At 43.5% G+C, this 17048-nt stretch carries 13 protein-coding genes and 4 pseudogenes; 9 read left to right on the top strand and 8 right to left on the bottom strand.

What is annotated here, in order from left to right:
* Positions 1–9: 9 nt before the first annotated feature.
* The 4 genes and pseudogenes from P7F88_RS22760 to P7F88_RS22745 form a co-directional block, all read right to left on the bottom strand.
* The gene (locus P7F88_RS22760) at positions 10–933 is read right to left on the bottom strand and encodes an SPFH domain-containing protein (protein ID WP_277828546.1); all 924 of its coding nucleotides are present in this window, start codon (positions 931–933) and stop codon (positions 10–12) included.
* Positions 934–1076: 143 nt separating this feature from the next.
* Positions 1077–1931 carry a thioredoxin family protein gene (locus P7F88_RS22755; protein ID WP_277828544.1) on the bottom strand — a complete coding sequence of 285 codons (855 nt, stop codon included), beginning with the start codon at positions 1929–1931 and terminating at the stop codon, positions 1077–1079.
* Positions 1932–2244: 313 nt separating this feature from the next.
* Positions 2245–3071, bottom strand: a pseudogene (locus tag P7F88_RS22750) (SDR family oxidoreductase).
* Between the two features lies 1 nt (position 3072).
* Positions 3073–3980 (bottom strand): annotated as a pseudogene (locus P7F88_RS22745) (TIGR01777 family oxidoreductase).
* Positions 3981–4246: 266 nt separating this feature from the next.
* On the opposite strand from P7F88_RS22745, the gene P7F88_RS22740 reads away from it, so the two are divergent.
* The 5 genes from P7F88_RS22740 to yfcE all read left to right on the top strand — a co-directional run bounded on the left by P7F88_RS22740 (position 4247) and on the right by yfcE (position 7120).
* Positions 4247–4981 (top strand): DUF1538 domain-containing protein, encoded by a 735-nt coding sequence (locus P7F88_RS22740; RefSeq protein WP_277828542.1) that lies wholly within the window; start codon positions 4247–4249, stop codon positions 4979–4981.
* Positions 4978–5772, top strand: coding sequence for a DUF1538 domain-containing protein (locus P7F88_RS22735; RefSeq protein WP_277828540.1), 795 nt, complete (start codon positions 4978–4980; stop codon positions 5770–5772). Before P7F88_RS22740 ends, P7F88_RS22735 begins: the two co-directional genes overlap by 4 nt.
* Entirely contained in the window at positions 5762–6112 is a 351-nt protein-coding gene (locus P7F88_RS22730) for a P-II family nitrogen regulator (protein ID WP_277829257.1), read from the top strand. Before P7F88_RS22735 ends, P7F88_RS22730 begins: the two co-directional genes overlap by 11 nt.
* Positions 6109–6510: a CBS domain-containing protein gene (locus P7F88_RS22725; RefSeq protein WP_277828538.1), complete on the top strand. Its 402-nt coding sequence runs from the start codon at positions 6109–6111 to the stop codon at positions 6508–6510. The genes P7F88_RS22730 and P7F88_RS22725 overlap by 4 nt, the downstream gene beginning before the upstream one ends.
* Before the next feature lie 64 nt (positions 6511–6574).
* The gene (gene yfcE, locus P7F88_RS22720; RefSeq protein ID WP_277828536.1) at positions 6575–7120 is read left to right on the top strand and encodes a phosphodiesterase; all 546 of its coding nucleotides are present in this window, start codon (positions 6575–6577) and stop codon (positions 7118–7120) included.
* A 72-nt stretch (positions 7121–7192) separates the two neighbouring features.
* On the opposite strand, the gene P7F88_RS22715 is transcribed toward yfcE, so the two are convergent.
* A complete protein-coding gene (locus P7F88_RS22715; protein WP_277828535.1) occupies positions 7193–7717 on the bottom strand; it encodes a regulatory protein ToxS in 525 nt (174 codons plus the stop codon).
* Between the two features lie 13 nt (positions 7718–7730).
* A complete protein-coding gene (locus tag P7F88_RS22710; protein ID WP_277828533.1) occupies positions 7731–8594 on the bottom strand; it encodes a winged helix-turn-helix domain-containing protein in 864 nt (287 codons plus the stop codon).
* 290 nt (positions 8595–8884) lie between these two features.
* Between P7F88_RS22710 and htpG the strand changes: the two genes are divergently transcribed.
* From htpG to rfaH, 4 genes are all read left to right on the top strand, one after another.
* Positions 8885–10789 carry a molecular chaperone HtpG gene (gene htpG / locus P7F88_RS22705; protein ID WP_277828531.1) on the top strand — a complete coding sequence of 635 codons (1905 nt, stop codon included), beginning with the start codon at positions 8885–8887 and terminating at the stop codon, positions 10787–10789.
* Positions 10790–11017: 228 nt separating this feature from the next.
* On the top strand, positions 11018–11662 hold the full coding sequence (gene adk / locus P7F88_RS22700) for an adenylate kinase (RefSeq protein ID WP_277828529.1): 645 nt from the start codon (positions 11018–11020) through the stop codon (positions 11660–11662).
* Between the two features lie 84 nt (positions 11663–11746).
* A complete protein-coding gene (gene hemH, locus P7F88_RS22695) occupies positions 11747–12703 on the top strand; it encodes a ferrochelatase (protein ID WP_277828527.1) in 957 nt (318 codons plus the stop codon).
* 162 nt (positions 12704–12865) lie between these two features.
* A complete protein-coding gene (gene rfaH / locus P7F88_RS22690) occupies positions 12866–13363 on the top strand; it encodes a transcription/translation regulatory transformer protein RfaH (protein ID WP_277829256.1) in 498 nt (165 codons plus the stop codon).
* Positions 13364–13457: 94 nt separating this feature from the next.
* On the opposite strand, the pseudogene asnB reads toward rfaH, so the two are convergent.
* Positions 13458–15133: pseudogene (asnB, locus tag P7F88_RS22685) on the bottom strand (asparagine synthase B).
* A 224-nt stretch (positions 15134–15357) separates the two neighbouring features.
* Positions 15358–16936 (bottom strand): annotated as a pseudogene (locus P7F88_RS22680) (cation:proton antiporter domain-containing protein); the annotation flags it as partial.
* Between the last annotated feature and the right edge of the window lie 112 nt (positions 16937–17048).

The raw sequence follows: 17048 nt of genomic DNA, 5'->3' as shown, positions 1-17048 counted from the left end.
AGCGGCATCCTATTTATTGTTGGTGTGTTGATCTTTAAACATTTCGGCAATGCCGGCGACAGAACCCATCAAACCAGCGGCATCCAGTGGAAGCATAATGATTTTGCCGTTTTCAGCCTGACCAATAGATTTCAGCGCATCAGTATAGCCTTGTGCAATAAAGTAGTTAACTGCCTGCATATCACCTTTGGCTATTGCGTTAGAGACCATTTCAGTTGCTTTAGCTTCTGCTTGAGCCTGACGTTCACGAGCTTCTGCCTGTAAAATAGCAGCCTGTTTATCACCTTCTGCTTTTAGAATTTCTGATTGTTTTTGACCCTCTGCTCTCAGGATTTCAGCCTGTCGAACGCCTTCTGCTTCTAGTACTTCCGCTCGCTTATTACGTTCCGCTTTCATCTGCGCATTCATTGCAGCGGTTAGGTCAGAAGGTGGCTGTACATCTTTAATCTCGATACGGGTAACCTTTACACCCCAAGGGTTTGTTGCTTCATCAACAATGGAGAGAAGTTTAGTGTTTATCATGTCACGCTGACTTAGCATCTCATCCAGTTCCATCGATCCAAGTACGGTACGAATATTGGTAAGTGTCAGGTTGCGAATGGCGTGTTCCAGATCATTCACTTCATAAGCTGCTTTCGATGCATCGACCACCTGTACAAAACATACCGCGTCAATCACAACGTTGGCATTATCCTTTGAGATCACTTCCTGAGCCGGAATATCAAGCACCCTTTCCATCATATTGATTTTTGATCCGATACGATCGATAAAAGGAATAATAAGGTTTAAACCTGGTTTTAGGGTCTGGGTATAGCGACCAAAACGTTCTACGGTCCAGTTATTTCCTTGCGGGACGGTTTTTACACCCGCAGCAATAAAGGCGACAGCGACAAAAATAAAAATCCCTATCGTAATGAGTGTATCTATAGCCATAAGACGTTCCTTCAAATTATTGATATTTAATATACTTAGGACAGAACTATTGTGGAACAGTTCCTGCGAACAGGCAAAAAAAAGCAGCACCAATTTACTTTAATTGGAGCTGCATAACATTTGTCGATTTACATAAATTTTAATCAGTACAATAGTGAGTAAAGCTGACGGCGATACTTACCTGCTACCGGATTGCCCTGACCAAGCGCTGTCAGTATATCCATAAATGATTTCTTAACTTCACCATCCAGAGCATTCAGATCTTTCATCAGATAACCCCAAAGTAGCTCTAGCGCCTCTTCGCTTCTTCCTGTCTGGTTGTACTGCAATGCAAGCTCACAAGCGACATTGGCGTTATCAGGTTCAGCGTTTAGTTTAGCCTCTAGAGCCTGAATTTCAGGGCTGTCTTTCGCTTGTTCATGAAGTTCTAATTTTGCGATTAAGCCTTTGTAATAGTTATCCTGATACTCTAATGGGATATTTTCTAGCAATGCTTTTGCAGCTTCGAACAGCTGTGTCTCGAGTAAACAATCTGCCTTTATAAGCTTAACTTCCGCTTTGTTTGAAAACTCTTCAGAAATACCCTCAAGCAGAGCCAAAGCTTCAGCATGAAAACCTTCTTTCATTTTAGTATGAGCCGCGCTGAAAGTAAGTTCGTCCTGACTTGGTAAGTGCTTAGTAAGCATCTCCGAAATAGCTTCAATAGTTTGTGGACCACCAAGGCCGTCTACAGGTTGACCATTAGAAAACAGTGCGATGGTTGGTAGTGCCTGTACACCAAACTGACCAGCGATCATTTGTTCTTGCTCACAGTTTAGTAGGGCGAGGGTAAATGCACCTGCGTACTGTTGAGCCAGTGTTTGTAACTGAGGAATAACGTCTGAGCTTTCAGGTACTGCTGGTGCCCAAAAATGGATCAGAACGGGTTTTTCCATTGAGCTTTCAAGGACAGGTCGAAAGTTTTGCTCGTTTAACTCAACGATGAATTCGGGCTGCATTTGGTTTTCCTTATTAAGTTCTTTCCTGTACTAAATAAGGTCTAAAGGAATAATAATCAAGTAGAAACAAAAAATGCTCCGTGATGGGAGCATCATTTTGTTGGTGCTACAGCGCCATAATCCATATGAGCGCAACACATACACCAATCCAGTTCAGTTGGTTTAATGTCATTCTACTTTCCGAGTTACGCTTTATTTCAAGAGTGATTTGGAGTTTTAGCCACGGGGGAGTTAGCTATTGGACGCATAATAATCGATATATATGATATTTTGATTACAAAGCGCCCACATTTATGACATTAATTCTCAGGGGTTACGCAGCCTTGTCTAGCACTCTATCCAGCACTCGTTCTGGAAGGATCCTCTTCAATATTGCAAACACTTTTGTTGGTGTGGTGATTCTGTATCTAAGCTTTGGTTTGTCCGATTCAAGAGCATGAACAAGTGGCTTGATGATAGATTCTGAAGGAAGAACAAACCGGTTGTTGGATTTTTCTTTGCTTAATCTTTCTAGCTGTTGTTTATAAGCCGCTTTATGAACGCTTGAATCGACATTTATCCACTGATGAAATTTTTCCAACGCGTTTGCACGAAACTGGCTTTCTATTGGCCCCGGCTCAATAAGGCTAATATGAATGCCTGAGCCTCTCAGTTCTAACCTGAGCGTGTCAGTATAGCCCTCTATTGCAAATTTGGATGCGTTATAAGCCCCTCGATATTTCATCGCTGCGAAGCCGAGTACGGAGCTGTTCTGAACGATTCTGCCTTCGCCTTTTTTCTCATATACGGAAGAATCTCTGCAACTAATTGATGCCAGCCAAAAAAGTTAGTTTCGAACTGTTCTCTTAAAGCCTGAATAGGTAAATCTTCTAATGCTCCGGTTTGACCATAGGCACCATTGTTAAAAAGGCCATATAAGTTGCCTTCAGAGATACGTACTGCTTCTCTGACACCTTGCGAAATACTCTCGTTACTTGATAAATCGAGCTGAATACATGTTAGGCCTTCTGCCTGTAATCTTGTTACATCTTCTTCCTTTCGACAGGAGGCGATAACTTTGTATCCACGTTTGTTGAGGGCGTGAGCACAAGTGTGCCCAATACCGGTAGAACAACCGGTAATCAAAACGAATTTATCCATTCTAGTTGTGGTCCATTATATTTTTTAGGGCAGGCTCTAATCTTGAGTAGGTGAAGTTGAAGCCTAATTCTGTCAAGTGTTTTGGTTTAGCCCTGATGCTATCGAATAATAAACAGCTTGCTTCACCCATTGCAAGGTTGAAGCACCACTTTGGTGTGTATAGGAATACGGGTTTTTTTAAGACTTTGCCGAGCGTTTTACTAAATTCGTAATTGCTGACCGGGTGAGGCGCACAAAAATTAAACTCGCCCTTGGCGTGAGGGGTTTCCAACAGATAGATAATACCTTTAACCATATCCTGAATGTGGATCCAGGGCATATACTGTTTCCCGTTGCCCAGAATGCTGCCAAAACCCACCTTAAAAGCGGGAAGCATCATTTTTAACGCGCCATTTTTTCCCAATACAATTCCGGTTCTGAGTAAGCAGACTCTGGTGTCATCATGTTCCGCTTTTTTTGCTATAGATTCCCAGATAGAGCAAGTTTGGTGGGTGAAACCTTCGTGATAGGTATGGAGACTCTCATCAAAAGGGTGCTCTTGTTGATCGCCATATATACCTACAGCAGAGCCACTGATGAATGTAGCGGGAGGTTTGGTACTTGCGTGGAACAGGTCAACAAGCTTTTCCGTGGTTTTCCATCTGCTATCACATATTTTTTCTTTTGGCCTTGTGTCCACCTTTTTCCTGCTATTGGCTCTCCTGCCAGATTGATTACTGCATCAAAGTGATTAAGGTCATGAAGCTCATCGAGGGTGGACAGGTATTGGATATTACCATTGTCTGCAAATTGAAGAGATTGTTTGGCCTTAGCGGGAGAACGTGTTAATAGAACAATTTTGTGCGTTATCAGGTGCTTGATCAGCTCAGAGCCAATAAAACCTGTTCCTCCCGTTATCAATATTTGCATATTACCTCCACAACTATAACGGTATAAGTATATACGTGTTTTTGTTGTCGTGAGTGGAATAAATACGTGTAGTTTGAGTGTGTAGAACGATCTTGTGTTAATCAATTAGGGGTAAATGTCTCATTATTGTAAATAAATGTGACTAAAAAACTGCTTCGCGTAGGATGAATCACACATTTATCCGGTGATATTTGCCACCATAAGTATTGTGAATATAAAGATTTCTTTCTGGCGTAAGGAAGCGCTATGACTTTGGGAGGAAGTGAATGGGGGCATTAGTCGCTTTATTTAAAGCTATGCTTGGTAGTTTAAGAGACCTCTTGCCTATCGTATGTGTCATTGGTTTTTTTCAGCTTGTTGTGCTTCAGGAACCACTTCCTAACATTCTTTCCATCCTCTTTGGTCTTCTTTTGGTTGTCCTTGGCTTGACGTTTTTTATCTTCGGTCTGGAGATGGGGTTGTTTCCAATTGGTGAGTCGATGGCACAGTCCTTTGCCCGTAAAGGGAGTGTTTTCTGGTTAATCCTATTTGCGTTTTGTCTCGGATTTGGTACTACCATCGCAGAACCCGCATTGACAGCGGTTGCCGCAGAAGCCGCTGAAGTGGCTGCAGAGGGAGGGCTGATACCTCATACAGAAGCGGAAATGGACGATTATGCTAATGGTTTACGAATTACAGTGGCTCTGTCGGTAGGAATTGCCATTGTCCTGGGGGTTATCCGAATCCTTAAGGGATGGCCAATACATGTAATGATCATATCCGGATACATAGGGGTCGTGATTCTTACCTGGTTTGCGCCACAAACGATAATCGGTATTGCTTATGATTCTGGTGGGGTGACCACGTCTACGATTACTGTACCGTTAGTAACTGCTCTGGGAGTAGGGCTTGCGTCAGCAATCAAGGGGCGTAACCCCATGATAGATGGATTCGGACTTATCGCGTTTGCATCTCTGTTACCTATGATGTTTGTAATGGTTTACGGGATGGTGCTGGCATGATCGGTTTTACTCAGCTTCTTGATACCTTTCTGGCAACAGTTCGGGATGTCGTGCCTATCGCGACCATTATTTTTGGTTTTCAGATTGCTGTGCTGAAAAAGCCGGTAGCGAACCTTCCAAGAGTCTTACTTGGCTTCTTCTACGTGATTTTAGGCCTTTCATTGTTTCTTCTCGGATTGGAATTGGCGCTTTTCCCTTTAGGCGAGACAATGGCCGCTCAGTTAACCGCCCCGGAGTTCCTGTATCAGTTTAAAGACAGTCTCACAGAATCTCTTAACTGGATTGATTATTATTGGGTGTACATATTTGCCTTTGCCATTGGTTTTAGCACCACTATTGCTGAGCCATCTCTTATTGCCGTAGCAATAAAAGCGAATCAGGTATCAGGCGGCGCTATAAGCGTTAACGGATTACGTATCGCGGTGGCACTAGGGGTTGCAGTTGGCATATCACTAGGTAGCTATCGAATTGTTGTCGGTGATCCGATTCATTACTACATCATCGTCGGTTATGTTGTCGTTGTGATTCAGACCTATTTTGCACCGAAACTGATTGTTCCATTGGCTTATGATTCCGGTGGGGTAACAACGTCTACAGTGACAGTACCGCTGGTTACAGCTCTGGGGCTAGGACTGGCATCTACTGTACCGGGAAGAAACCCTGTCATCGACGGGTTTGGACTTATCGCGTTTGCCAGTCTTTTCCCGATTATCTCTGTAATGGCTTACGCCCAGATAACTCAATGGCTTAATGATAAATCAGCCTCAAAGGAGAGTAATGATGCGCTTTAAATTAATTCTGGCCTTTGTTGAAGACGCAAAAACCGATGCCGTTATGGATGCTGCCAGAGAAGCTGGCGCAACAGGTGCGACGGTGATTAACAACGCCAGAGGCGAAGGCCTTAAGCAGAAGAGAACCTTCTTTGGGCTAACTCTTGACGTTCAGAAAGATGTGCTTTTGTTTGTAGTGGAAGAGCACCTTTCGCGCCATATCCTTGAGAAGATTAATGAAGTTGGAGAGTTTGACTCTGCGTCCGGGCAGGGTATCGCTATTCAGATAGATATTGAAGATGCCGTAGGTGTTGCGCATCAGGTCGAGACATTAACTAAAGTGGTAGAGGACGAGCTATGAAACACGAGGTCATTCGGGTTCGGGATGTAATGGCAAACACATATGTAATGGTCGATGGATTAACTACAGTGCAGGAAGGTATTCGTCTTGCTCGTCAGCATGTGGTGAAAGCACTCATTGTTGATAAGCGTAATAACGACGATGAGTTTGGTATTGTGTTGATGAACGATATTGCGAAAAAAGTGCTGGCAAAAAATCGATCACCGGAACGAACAAATATCTACGAGATCATGACCAAACCTGCGCTGTCGGTATCACCTGATATGAACGTCAAATATTGCGCACGCCTGTTTGAGCGTTTTGGTGTAAGCCGGGCACCAGTGATAGAAGGCGGAAAAGTTATCGGTATGGTGAGCTACAACAATATTGTAGTGAACGGTATGGCGCTAGAAAGCTGATTTCGGGCTGACAATCTTTAGGTTAAAATGCGAGTCAGGCTTTTAATTAATATAGGAATTGCGCATGAAGCTTTTTATTGCGTCTGACTTGCATGGCTGTCTACCAACCACTCTTGAAACCATCACTAAATATAGAGAGTCTGGGGCAGATCATCTGATTCTGCTTGGCGATATTCTTAATCACGGCCCCCGTAATCCGGTGCCGGATGGTTATCAACCAGCTCAGGTTGCCGAGCTTCTCAACGAGTATAAAGATCAAATTATTGCTGTCAGAGGTAATTGCGATAGCGAAGTAGATCAAATGCTGCTCGATTTTCCAATGATGATGGATGCCAGTTGGATTATTCTGGAAAGCGGTCAACGTATATTCCTGACACACGGGCATTTATACAATAGCGACAATCGTCCGATGCTCCGGAGTGGCGATATTATCGCACATGGACATACCCACCTTCCCGTAGCAGAGAAAGATGGCGAGCAGTTTATTTTTAATCCGGGGTCGGTGACTTTCCCTAAAGGTGGATTTGTCAGAAGTTATGGTCTTCTGGAAGATAACCAATTGAAAGTCGTTGCTTTTACCGGTGAAACACTAAAATCAGTCATGATTTAGAGTTAGCAAGTTGCTTATACAAAAATGCCTCTGTTTAAGCTGAACAGAGGCATTTTTTTATCGAAACTTTTCTTAGTTGGAAAAAAGTATTCTGGAGCCGTGATTCAGGCTAGTCAGGAGTATCGTGCGCCCATTTACTACGTCAATTCGTCGGCTCTGCTCTGCGTCAATGATAAACAACTCTTTCACTGCTTTTACGTGAGCATCTGTAAACACACCATCGTTTGGTGGAGAGATATCTTTAAATTCAGTTGGGTTGACCAGCAGATAGTCATCAGATAACTCCCAGGTGCCGGTTTCTGAGATCGTAAGTGCTTTGGTTTCAGTCCAATCATCGTTAAAAAGCTCAACATAAGAGACACGTATGTATGTGCCGTTAGGTAAGTATTTGCTGTTACTGTTAACACTGACTTTAGCCAGCGGTCCCATTCTATCTTGGGTTTCGTGCTGCACATCTTCAGACAGGTAAGTTTGCATTGTTGATTGCCACTCTCTCGACGAGAGAACCTGCTCTACTTTTACGTCGGAGCCCCAGTACAACCACGCGCTAAACGCAACGGACAGAGCCAGAATACCGAATGCTAATTTCTGTTTCATTTCTCTCTCCCGATTAATCGCACAACTGCGCAAGATCTTGTTGGCTCGCGACTAATTGTATTGTGACACTTTCGCTCGCGAACTCCTCTGAATGCACAACATTTAGCATCAAGTTATTTCGCGGACCTGCGGTAACGATCATTTTTTGAGGTCTACGCTCGTTTTCATGATTCTTCAAGTAAACGGTAACACACTGTTTTATCTGGTCGTGCCAGCTATCAAGCGGTGGGTGTCCTTCCGTTGTCATCAGCGGAACGTCTTCAATAGTATCTATTAATCTAAAACGTGCTTTGGCAGGCTCTAAAGTTAAGTAAACCGTTAACGGAATAATGATTGCCAGGACTAAAGCTATTTTTGCTAGCAGCGTTAGCGGCTCCTTGGCGTTAAAGGTTGCTGTTTTGCTTTCTAACGAAGCACCTTGCGAGGACGCAAGGCCAGCTGAGTTGTTTTCGGACAGCGAATGAGCAGAGACGCTTTTGTCTGAAGGTTCATCTTCAGTTACTTCTTCACTATACGCTTCAGGTTTAGCTGTTTCTGCAACTGAAACACTAGCAATAAACTGGTAACCTCTTTTCGGAACGGTTTTCACGAATGCCGGAGATTTAGTTGAATCGCCAAGCATCTTTCTCAAAGTAGAGATAGCCTGGGTCAGGCTGGAGTCGTCGACCTGAAAGCCTTGCTCTCGCCAAACAAATTCGTGCAGTTGATCGCGGCTTATCACCTGATTTGGTCTTTCGGCTAACATCAATAAGATACGACTCTCATTGCTTCCTAAGCGTGTGATTTCATTGTTTTTTGTTTGATCTGTCAAAGAGTTGTTGTTTGGATCAAAAACAAATCTTTGTGCAAGAATGTATTTAGTGCCTATCTGATTCATTGAAATCTTCTTTTTTAACCCTATATACCTATAACAGTGTGTAACCTGGTAAACAGAAAAAGCGGCTGTTTCAGTCGTTTTTACCTTCTTTGAGGTTATCAGCCGGAAGGATAATGAATTTTTACCATAAATGAATTCATTTTTAGTTATATTTACACGGAATTTACACAGAACAAGGTTATTTTACTATCCATGCGTGCAGTATACAACAAGTCGCCGCATGTATTGATGAAAATTATATTCATTTAGAAAATTTAACCGTCATAAAAAGCATAGTTTATGGAGCTAAAATGACTGAGACAGCAACTCAAAATAAAGAAACTCTTGGCTTTCAAACGGAAGTGAAGCAACTGCTTCATCTCATGATCCATTCGTTGTATTCAAACAAAGAAATATTCCTGCGTGAGCTAATCTCAAACGCATCAGATGCATCTGACAAGCTACGTTTTCAGGCTCTATCTCAGCCGGATTTATACCAGGGTGATGCAGATTTAGGGGTTAAGCTGACGTTTGATGCTGAAGCGAAAACACTAACGGTATCAGACAATGGTATCGGTATGAGCCGCGAAGATGTGATTGAGCATCTGGGTAAAATTGCTAAATCTGGCACAGCTGAATTTTTCTCAAAGTTGTCAGAAGATCAAAGTAAAGATTCTCAGCTGATCGGTCAGTTTGGTGTTGGCTTTTATTCTGCATTTATTGTTGCTGATGCAGTTACAGTAAGAACCCGCGCAGCTGGTCTTGACGTCAATAAGGGTGTTCAGTGGCACTCAGGCGGTGAAGGTGAATACACCATCGAAGATATCACTAAAGAGTCACGTGGTACTGATATCATCCTTCATATGCGTGAAGAAGGCGAAGAGTTCCTGTCTGAATGGCGTATCCGTGATGTTATCAGCAAATATTCTGATCATATCGGTATCCCAGTTTCTATCTGGACAGTAGAGAAAGACGAAGAAGGTAATGATAAAGGCGAAGGTAAGTGGGAGCAGATCAACAAAGCTCAGGCACTTTGGACTCGCAATAAGTCTGATATCTCTGAAGATGAATATAAAGAGTTCTATAAGCACGTATCACATGACTTCACCGATCCTCTTCTTTGGAGCCACAACCGCGTAGAAGGTAAAAACGACTACACAAGCCTGCTTTATATTCCTTCTAAAGCGCCTTGGGATATGATGAACCGCGATCATAAGAGCGGCCTTAAGTTGTATGTTCAGCGTGTTTTCATCATGGATGACGCTGAGCAGTTTATGCCGACTTATCTTCGTTTTGTGAAGGGCCTGATAGACTCAAATGACCTCCCTCTGAACGTTTCTCGTGAAATTCTTCAGGATAACAAGGTCACTCAGTCACTACGTAATGCATGTACTAAGCGAGTACTTACTATGCTTGAGCGTATGGCAAAAAATGACGATGAGAAATTCCTGTCATTCTGGAAAGAGTTTGGTCAGGTAATAAAAGAGGGCTTGGCAGAAGATTTCTCAAACAAAGAGAAGATTGCAGGGCTACTACGCTTTGCATCGACAGAGAAAGATTCAGCAGAACAGACCATCTCGCTGGCTTCTTACGTTGAACGTATGAAAGAAGAGCAGGATAAGATCTACTACCTGACAGCAGACAGTTACGCTGCGGCTAAGAACAGTCCGCACCTGGAGCAGTTCAAGGCTAAAGGTATCGAAGTTATCCTGATGATTGATCGTATCGACGAGTGGATGATGAGCTACCTGACAGAGTTTGATGGTAAGCAACTTCAGTCTATTACTAAAGCGGGTCTTGATCTAAGCAAGTTCGAAGACGAAGCAGAGAAAGAGAAACAAAAAGAGACGGAAGAAGAGTTCAAATCTGTAGTCGAGCGTACTAAAGAATATCTTGGCGAACGTGTGAAAGAAGTTCGTACAACCTTTAAGCTGGCAACAACACCAGCAGTCGTTGTAACAGACGACTACGAAATGGGTACGCAAATGGCTAAGCTACTTGAAGCGGCTGGTCAGGAAGCTCCAGAGGTTAAGTACATCTTCGAAATCAATCCGGAACACGAACTTGTTAAGCGTATGGCTGATGAAGCTGACGAAGAAGAGTTTGGCCGTTGGGTGGAACTGCTGCTTGGTCAGGCAATGCTTGCTGAGCGTGGTTCAATGGAAGACCCAAGCCAGTTCCTGAGTGCGGTGAACAAGCTTTTGACTAAGGTTTAAGAGCTTAAAACTTGTACAGATGATATAAATGCTAAGCAACAGGCCCGCATTCTGTGTTAGAATCGCGGGCCTGAATGTGAATGTATTTAAATTTACCAATAACAGCAATGCGTTAACGCTATAGCTGTGTTGGCAATGTCAATCTTATACCGAAACTTACCGTTGGCTTGGTAGCTTGCTGCTTTGATTGTGAGCTTCGGTATAAATATAAAATAAAGAGGATATAACATGCGCATCATTCTTCTAGGTGCTCCAGGTGCAGGTAAAGGCACACAAGCAAACTTCATCATGGATAAATACGGTATTCCACAAATCTCTACTGGTGATATGCTTCGTGCTGCTATCAAAGCAGGTACAGAGCTTGGTAAACAAGCTAAAGCTGTTATCGACGCTGGTCAGCTAGTTTCTGATGAAATCATCCTTGGTCTAATCAAAGAACGTATTGCTCAAGACGATTGCGAAAAAGGTTTCCTACTTGATGGTTTCCCTCGCACTATCCCTCAGGCTGATGGCCTAAAAGAAATGGGTGTTGACGTAGATTACGTTATCGAATTCGACGTAGCTGACGATGTAATCGTTGAGCGTATGGCTGGTCGTCGTGCTCACCTTGCTTCTGGTCGTACTTACCACGTTGTTTACAACCCGCCTAAGGTTGAAGGTAAAGATGACGTAACTGGTGAAGACCTTGTTGTTCGTGATGACGACAAAGAAGAAACCGTACGTGCGCGCCTTGGTGTTTACCATGAGCAGACTGCTCCGCTTATCAGCTACTACGGTAAAGAAGCTGAAGCAGGTAACACTAAGTACCTTAAATTTGATGGTACTAAGCAAGTTGCTGAAGTTAGTGCAGATATTGAGAAAGCACTAGCATAATTAACGGCTAAGTTTGCTATAGTAAAAGCGACCTAATAAGGTCGCTTTTTTTGTACCTGCTGATAATGGAAGCCAAGAAAAAAGATGGAACAGAAGAATAACAAGGGTGTTCTATTGGTGAATCTGGGGACGCCAGATGAGCCAACGCCTCAGGCGGTGAAACGATTTTTGTCCCAGTTTTTACATGATAAGAGGGTAGTGGATACCTCTCGCTGGATCTGGTGTCCGGTATTACATGGAATTATCCTGCCCAAACGCTCTCCCAAAGTAGCCAGGCTTTATCAAAGCATTTGGATGGATGAGGGCTCGCCTTTGATGGTTTATTCAAAGAGACAGGCACAAAAACTGGAGAAAGAATCTGGTTTACCTGTTGAGTTAGGAATGACTTACGGCAACCCAAGCATGCTAAGTGGTGTGCAAAAATTATTAGACAGGGACGTTGAGCAAGTAGTCGTGCTTCCTCTGTACCCTCAGTATTCCGGCACAACTACCGGAGCGGTTGAAGATGCGCTGGAAGGTGCTTTCGCTAAGTTAGAAAAAAGGCTGGAGCATACACTGGTTAAAGGCTATTTCGACCATGAACTGTATATCAAAGCGCTGGCGGAATCTGTTCGCAAGCACTGGAATGAAAACGGACAGGCTGATTATCTGCTCTGTTCTTATCACGGTATCCCTCAGCGATATGCCGATAATGGTGACGACTATCCAAAGGAATGTAAGCGAACAACTGAACTTTTAGCGCAGGAGTTAGGCTTAACGGATGCTCAGATTGGCATGAGTTTTCAGTCTCGCTTTGGTAAAGAAGAGTGGGTTAAGCCATACACTGATGCCACTCTTGAGTCATTGCCGGACCAGGGCATAGGTTCTCTGGATATTATTACCCCCGCGTTTTCTGCGGATTGTTTAGAGACACTTGAAGAGATCTCAGAAGAGTGCAGGGAAATATTCCAATCCGCTGGTGGAGGAGACTACCGATATATTCCTTGCCTTAATGACGATGACGTTCATATTCAAATGATGGCCGAATTGGTTTCTGTTTAACCTAATTGCTGGTTTACTAATCGTATATAACTGGTTTTATACGATTGAAATGTCGTTCACTTTATAAAGTGCTAACATATATATACTCAAGTGACCTCAAGATTCAGAGCTGCATCTTGAGGTCACTTGAATATAACAAGAACCATGGAAGTTGAAGAAAATATGAAACGTTGGTATTTGCTTTATTGCAAAAGAGGTGATCAGGCGAGAGCAACCGTACACCTAGAAAATCAAGGGGTAGAGTGCTATTACCCTGTCGTTGAGATCGAGAAAGTCATCCGGGGAAAACGTCAGGTGGTTAAAGAGCCTCTTTTCCCTTCATATATGTTTGTTTACTTTGACTATGAACAGGGGCCAAGTTTCACTACTGTGCGCTCTACTCGTGGTGTTGCTGATTTTATTCGTAAGGGAAAATACCCTAAAGAGGTTGCAGAGTCGCTGGTGGAAGAACTTCAAAACTTAGAAGAGAGTAGTGAGGCAATGCGCTGCGATACTCTGCCGGAGCAAGGGCAATCAGTTAAGATCAAATCTGGTCAGTTTGCGGGTATTGAGGCGATCTACCATGAGCCTGATGGTGAAAAACGCTCAATTTTGTTGGTGAACTTAATTAGCCAGACAGTGCCGGTAGCTGTTGAGAATAAAGATATAGAGCTTAAGTGATTATGATAGTTGCTTAGGTGCACTAGTGCTAAGGTATATATACAATCCATAGCAAAAGGGCTACCCGGTGGTAGCCCTTTTCGTATTTATAAACTTACAGCGTTTCGTAAGAGTCGTTGTGCACGGTTTTAACCGCTCGGCCTGATGGGTCAGCCATGTTCTTGAATGCTTCATCCCACTCAATTGCTTTTGCAGAAGAACAAGCGATTGATGGACCACCAGGAACACATTCCGCCGCTGATGGTAGCGGGAATAGCTCTTCAAAGATCTCACGGTACATATACGCTTCTTTGGTTTGAGGCGTGTTGTATGGGAAGCGGTAAGACGCCGTTTCCATCTGCTGATCGGTCACTTTTGCTTCCGCTGTGTCACGCAGAGCGTCAATCCAGCCATAACCTACACCATCAGAGAACTGCTCTTTCTGACGCCATGCAATAGATTCTGGTAGGTAGTGCTCAAAACATTCACGCAGGATGTGTTTTTCCATCTTACCGTTTGTTCCACACATCTTATCTTTAGGGTTTACGCGCATCGCTACGTCGATAAATTCTTTGTCAAGGAAAGGTACTCGACCTTCTACACCCTAGCTGCAAGTGATTTGTTCGCGCGAGCACAGTCAAACATGTTAAGGGCCAGAAGTTTACGAACCAGTTCTTCGTGCATCTCTTTATCGTTTGGCGCCTTATGGAAATACAGGTAGCCACCAAAGATTTCATCGGCGCCTTCACCAGAAAGAACCATCTTGATACCCATCGCTTTAATCTTACGAGCCATCAGATACATAGGTGTTGAAGCACGGATAGTCGTCACATCGTATGTTTCAATGTGATAGATAACATCACGAATCGCATCCAGACCTTCCTGAATGGTGTAGGTCATCTCGTGGTGAACCGTACCTAATTTGTCAGCAACTTCGCGTGAAGCTTTAAGATCCGGAGCGCCTTCAAGACCAACAGCGAAAGAGTGAAGCTGAGGCCACCATGCCGCTGACTTGTCGTCATCTTCTACGCGCATTGCAGCAAATTTCTTCGCTACCGCTGAAGTGATTGAGGAATCAAGGCCACCAGAAAGAAGTACGCCGTATGGTACGTCAGTCATTAGCTGGCGTTTAACAGCATCTTCAAGCGCTTTTGTTAGCTCTTCTTTGCTTGTTGTGTTGCCTTTAACCTCGTTGTACTCCATCCAGTCACGTACGTAGTAACGCTGTGGTTCAGAGTCTGCGCTGCCGTAGTAGCTACCCGGAGGGAACTCGCTGATAGTTTTACAAACAGGCGTTAGTGCTTTCATCTCTGAAGCTACATAGTAGTTGCCGTGTTCGTCGTAACCCTGGTACATAGGAATAATACCGATATGGTCACGGCCAACCAGGTATTGATCTTTTTCTTCATCGTAAAGAATGAATGCAAAGATACCGTTTAGTTCTTCCAGCAGGTCAGCGCCGTAATCACGGTAAAGTGCCAGGATTACTTCACAGTCAGAGTCTGTCTGAAAATCGTATTTGTCTGCGTATCTTTCACGGATCTCTTTGTGGTTATATATCTCGCCGTTTACAGCCAGAATAAGCTTCTTGTCAGGGCTGTAAATAGGCTGAGCACCACTATTCAGGCCAACGATAGCCAGGCGCTCGTGGGCAAGAATTGCTTTGTCAGAAGCGTAAACACCTGACCAGTCTGGTCCACGGTGACGAAGTTTTTTTGACATTTCCAGTGCGGTTGGACGCAAAGCTGAAGCGTCACTCTTGATGTCTAAGATGCCGAAAATTGAACACATACGATACAAATCCCAATATTATTCTGTCTGAATGTTTTTTCTTTATATGCTTTCAATTTGCCATCTCAACAAAAAAAGCAACCTTTGATAAAGAAAAAGATGACAATAACGCTTGTTAATTAGAAAATATTTAATAAAAATGCCATTTTATGAATAATATCTATGTGCTGTTCTGTTTTTTGTTCCGATTTGTTTGCTGAATGAGTCTCTCTAACCGCTGGAATCAAGTCTGGTTCTAGCCGTTCAAATACATGTCGGGCGAAACCACTACCTGCTTCTCGGTAGATATTAAATGCGGCGTTGATACCTTCGTCATATAAGCTTTCAACCTGATCCTGGTACTCAGCAATAGCTGCTGTCTGCCCCTGATAGCCGATATTTTTAAGCATATTCAATGCAAGTTGATTTCCCTGGTGGTGGGGCATTGCGAGCAATACAAGTTTTACATTTGCGGTATCAAGGATTCTTTCCCAAAAATCTGGGTCAGTAGCATCTTCGCAAATCACATTTCGTTGTTCATGAATGTGAAGGGCGGCGGCATCTTTGTGAACCTCTATGCCTAAGCATATTGGTCCGAAGCGCTCGGTTATTTCGTCGTACGCTCCCGCTCCAATCCTGCCCATCCCCAGAATCAGTACCTGAGCGTTGCCCGGGTTGATAAGTTGATCCCGTTGGTTCAGTGCTTCCGCAGAGTGCTCTTTCAACCAACGAGACGAGCGTTGGTAAATCTTGTTACTGAAGTTGTTTAATGGTGCTGCAAGGATAAATGATATTGATACTGCTAAGGCGATAGAAACCAGGATACTGCCATCTAACCAGCCCAATTTGTATGCAAGGCCGCCGACAATCAGTCCAAATTCGCTGTAATTAAATAGTGAGAACGCGGCAAGAAGTGAAGTACGTACACGGAATTTAAATGCGTTTAGTACCGCGAAATAGAGGAACCCTTTCACTGGCAACAACAACATAAAGAGAACAGCCATCGCCAGGCCGGCCCAGGTTGGTTGCTCTGCCAGGCCTATGTTTAGGAAAAAACAAACCAGAAAAAGCTCTTTAAGGTTAAACAGGGACTTTGAAAGTTCAGAGGCTTTTTTATGTCCGGCCAGAAGCATACCTAATATTAGTGCACCTAAATCCGGCTTCATACCGGTCAGGTTGAACAATCCAGCTCCCAATACTAATGCAGAGAAGACGCCAAATAACACCAGCATTTCGCCGTGTCCTGCTTTACTGAGCAGTTTGAATAAAAATGGCCTGATTAAGGGTAGAGCGAATAAACAAATCGCGTACCACTCAGGAAGCTTGCCCGTTGATACGGTAAGGAACAGCACAGCGAAGATATCTTGCATAACCAGGATGCCTATAGCTAGCGTGCCATAAGTTGAGTTCATCTCCCCCTTTTCCTGAAGAGACTTAACTGCAAAAACGGTACTAGAAAAAGAGAGTGCAAAGCCCAGCAATATTATCTGGTCGACACTCATATCGCCCAGAAACTGAACCCCAAAGCTTTCAGAACAATAAAAGAGATGGTGAAAAATGCGGTTGAAAGAAGGTTGTGTATTGTTGCTCCAGCCCAGATCTCTTTTGACAACAGGGTTTTTATGTCCAGCTTAAGACCGATAGTGAAAAGCAGCAGAGTGACCCCTAAATCCGCTAAAAGAACAATGCTATCGTTGCTTTGATATCCAAGAAAATTCAGGGAAAACCCGGCTAACAGAAAGCCAACCAGAGGGGAAGATTTAGTTTCAGGGCTATAAATCCTGAAATAAATGCAGCAGATATCAGGGTAACTTCTAAGGGCATTCCTTTATCTCCGAAGTTGTTTTAATTCATAAGATCGCACTAATTTGTGTGGAGAATGATATTAAAAAGGGTTGTTACTGTCCAAGTACAACCCTTTAAAAATTATATCAAT

The sequence above is a fragment of the Vibrio hannami genome (assembly GCF_029589055.1).
Taxonomy (GTDB): Bacteria; Pseudomonadota; Gammaproteobacteria; order Enterobacterales; family Vibrionaceae; genus Vibrio; species Vibrio hannami.
This window is presented reverse-complemented; position numbering and strand designations above follow the sequence as displayed.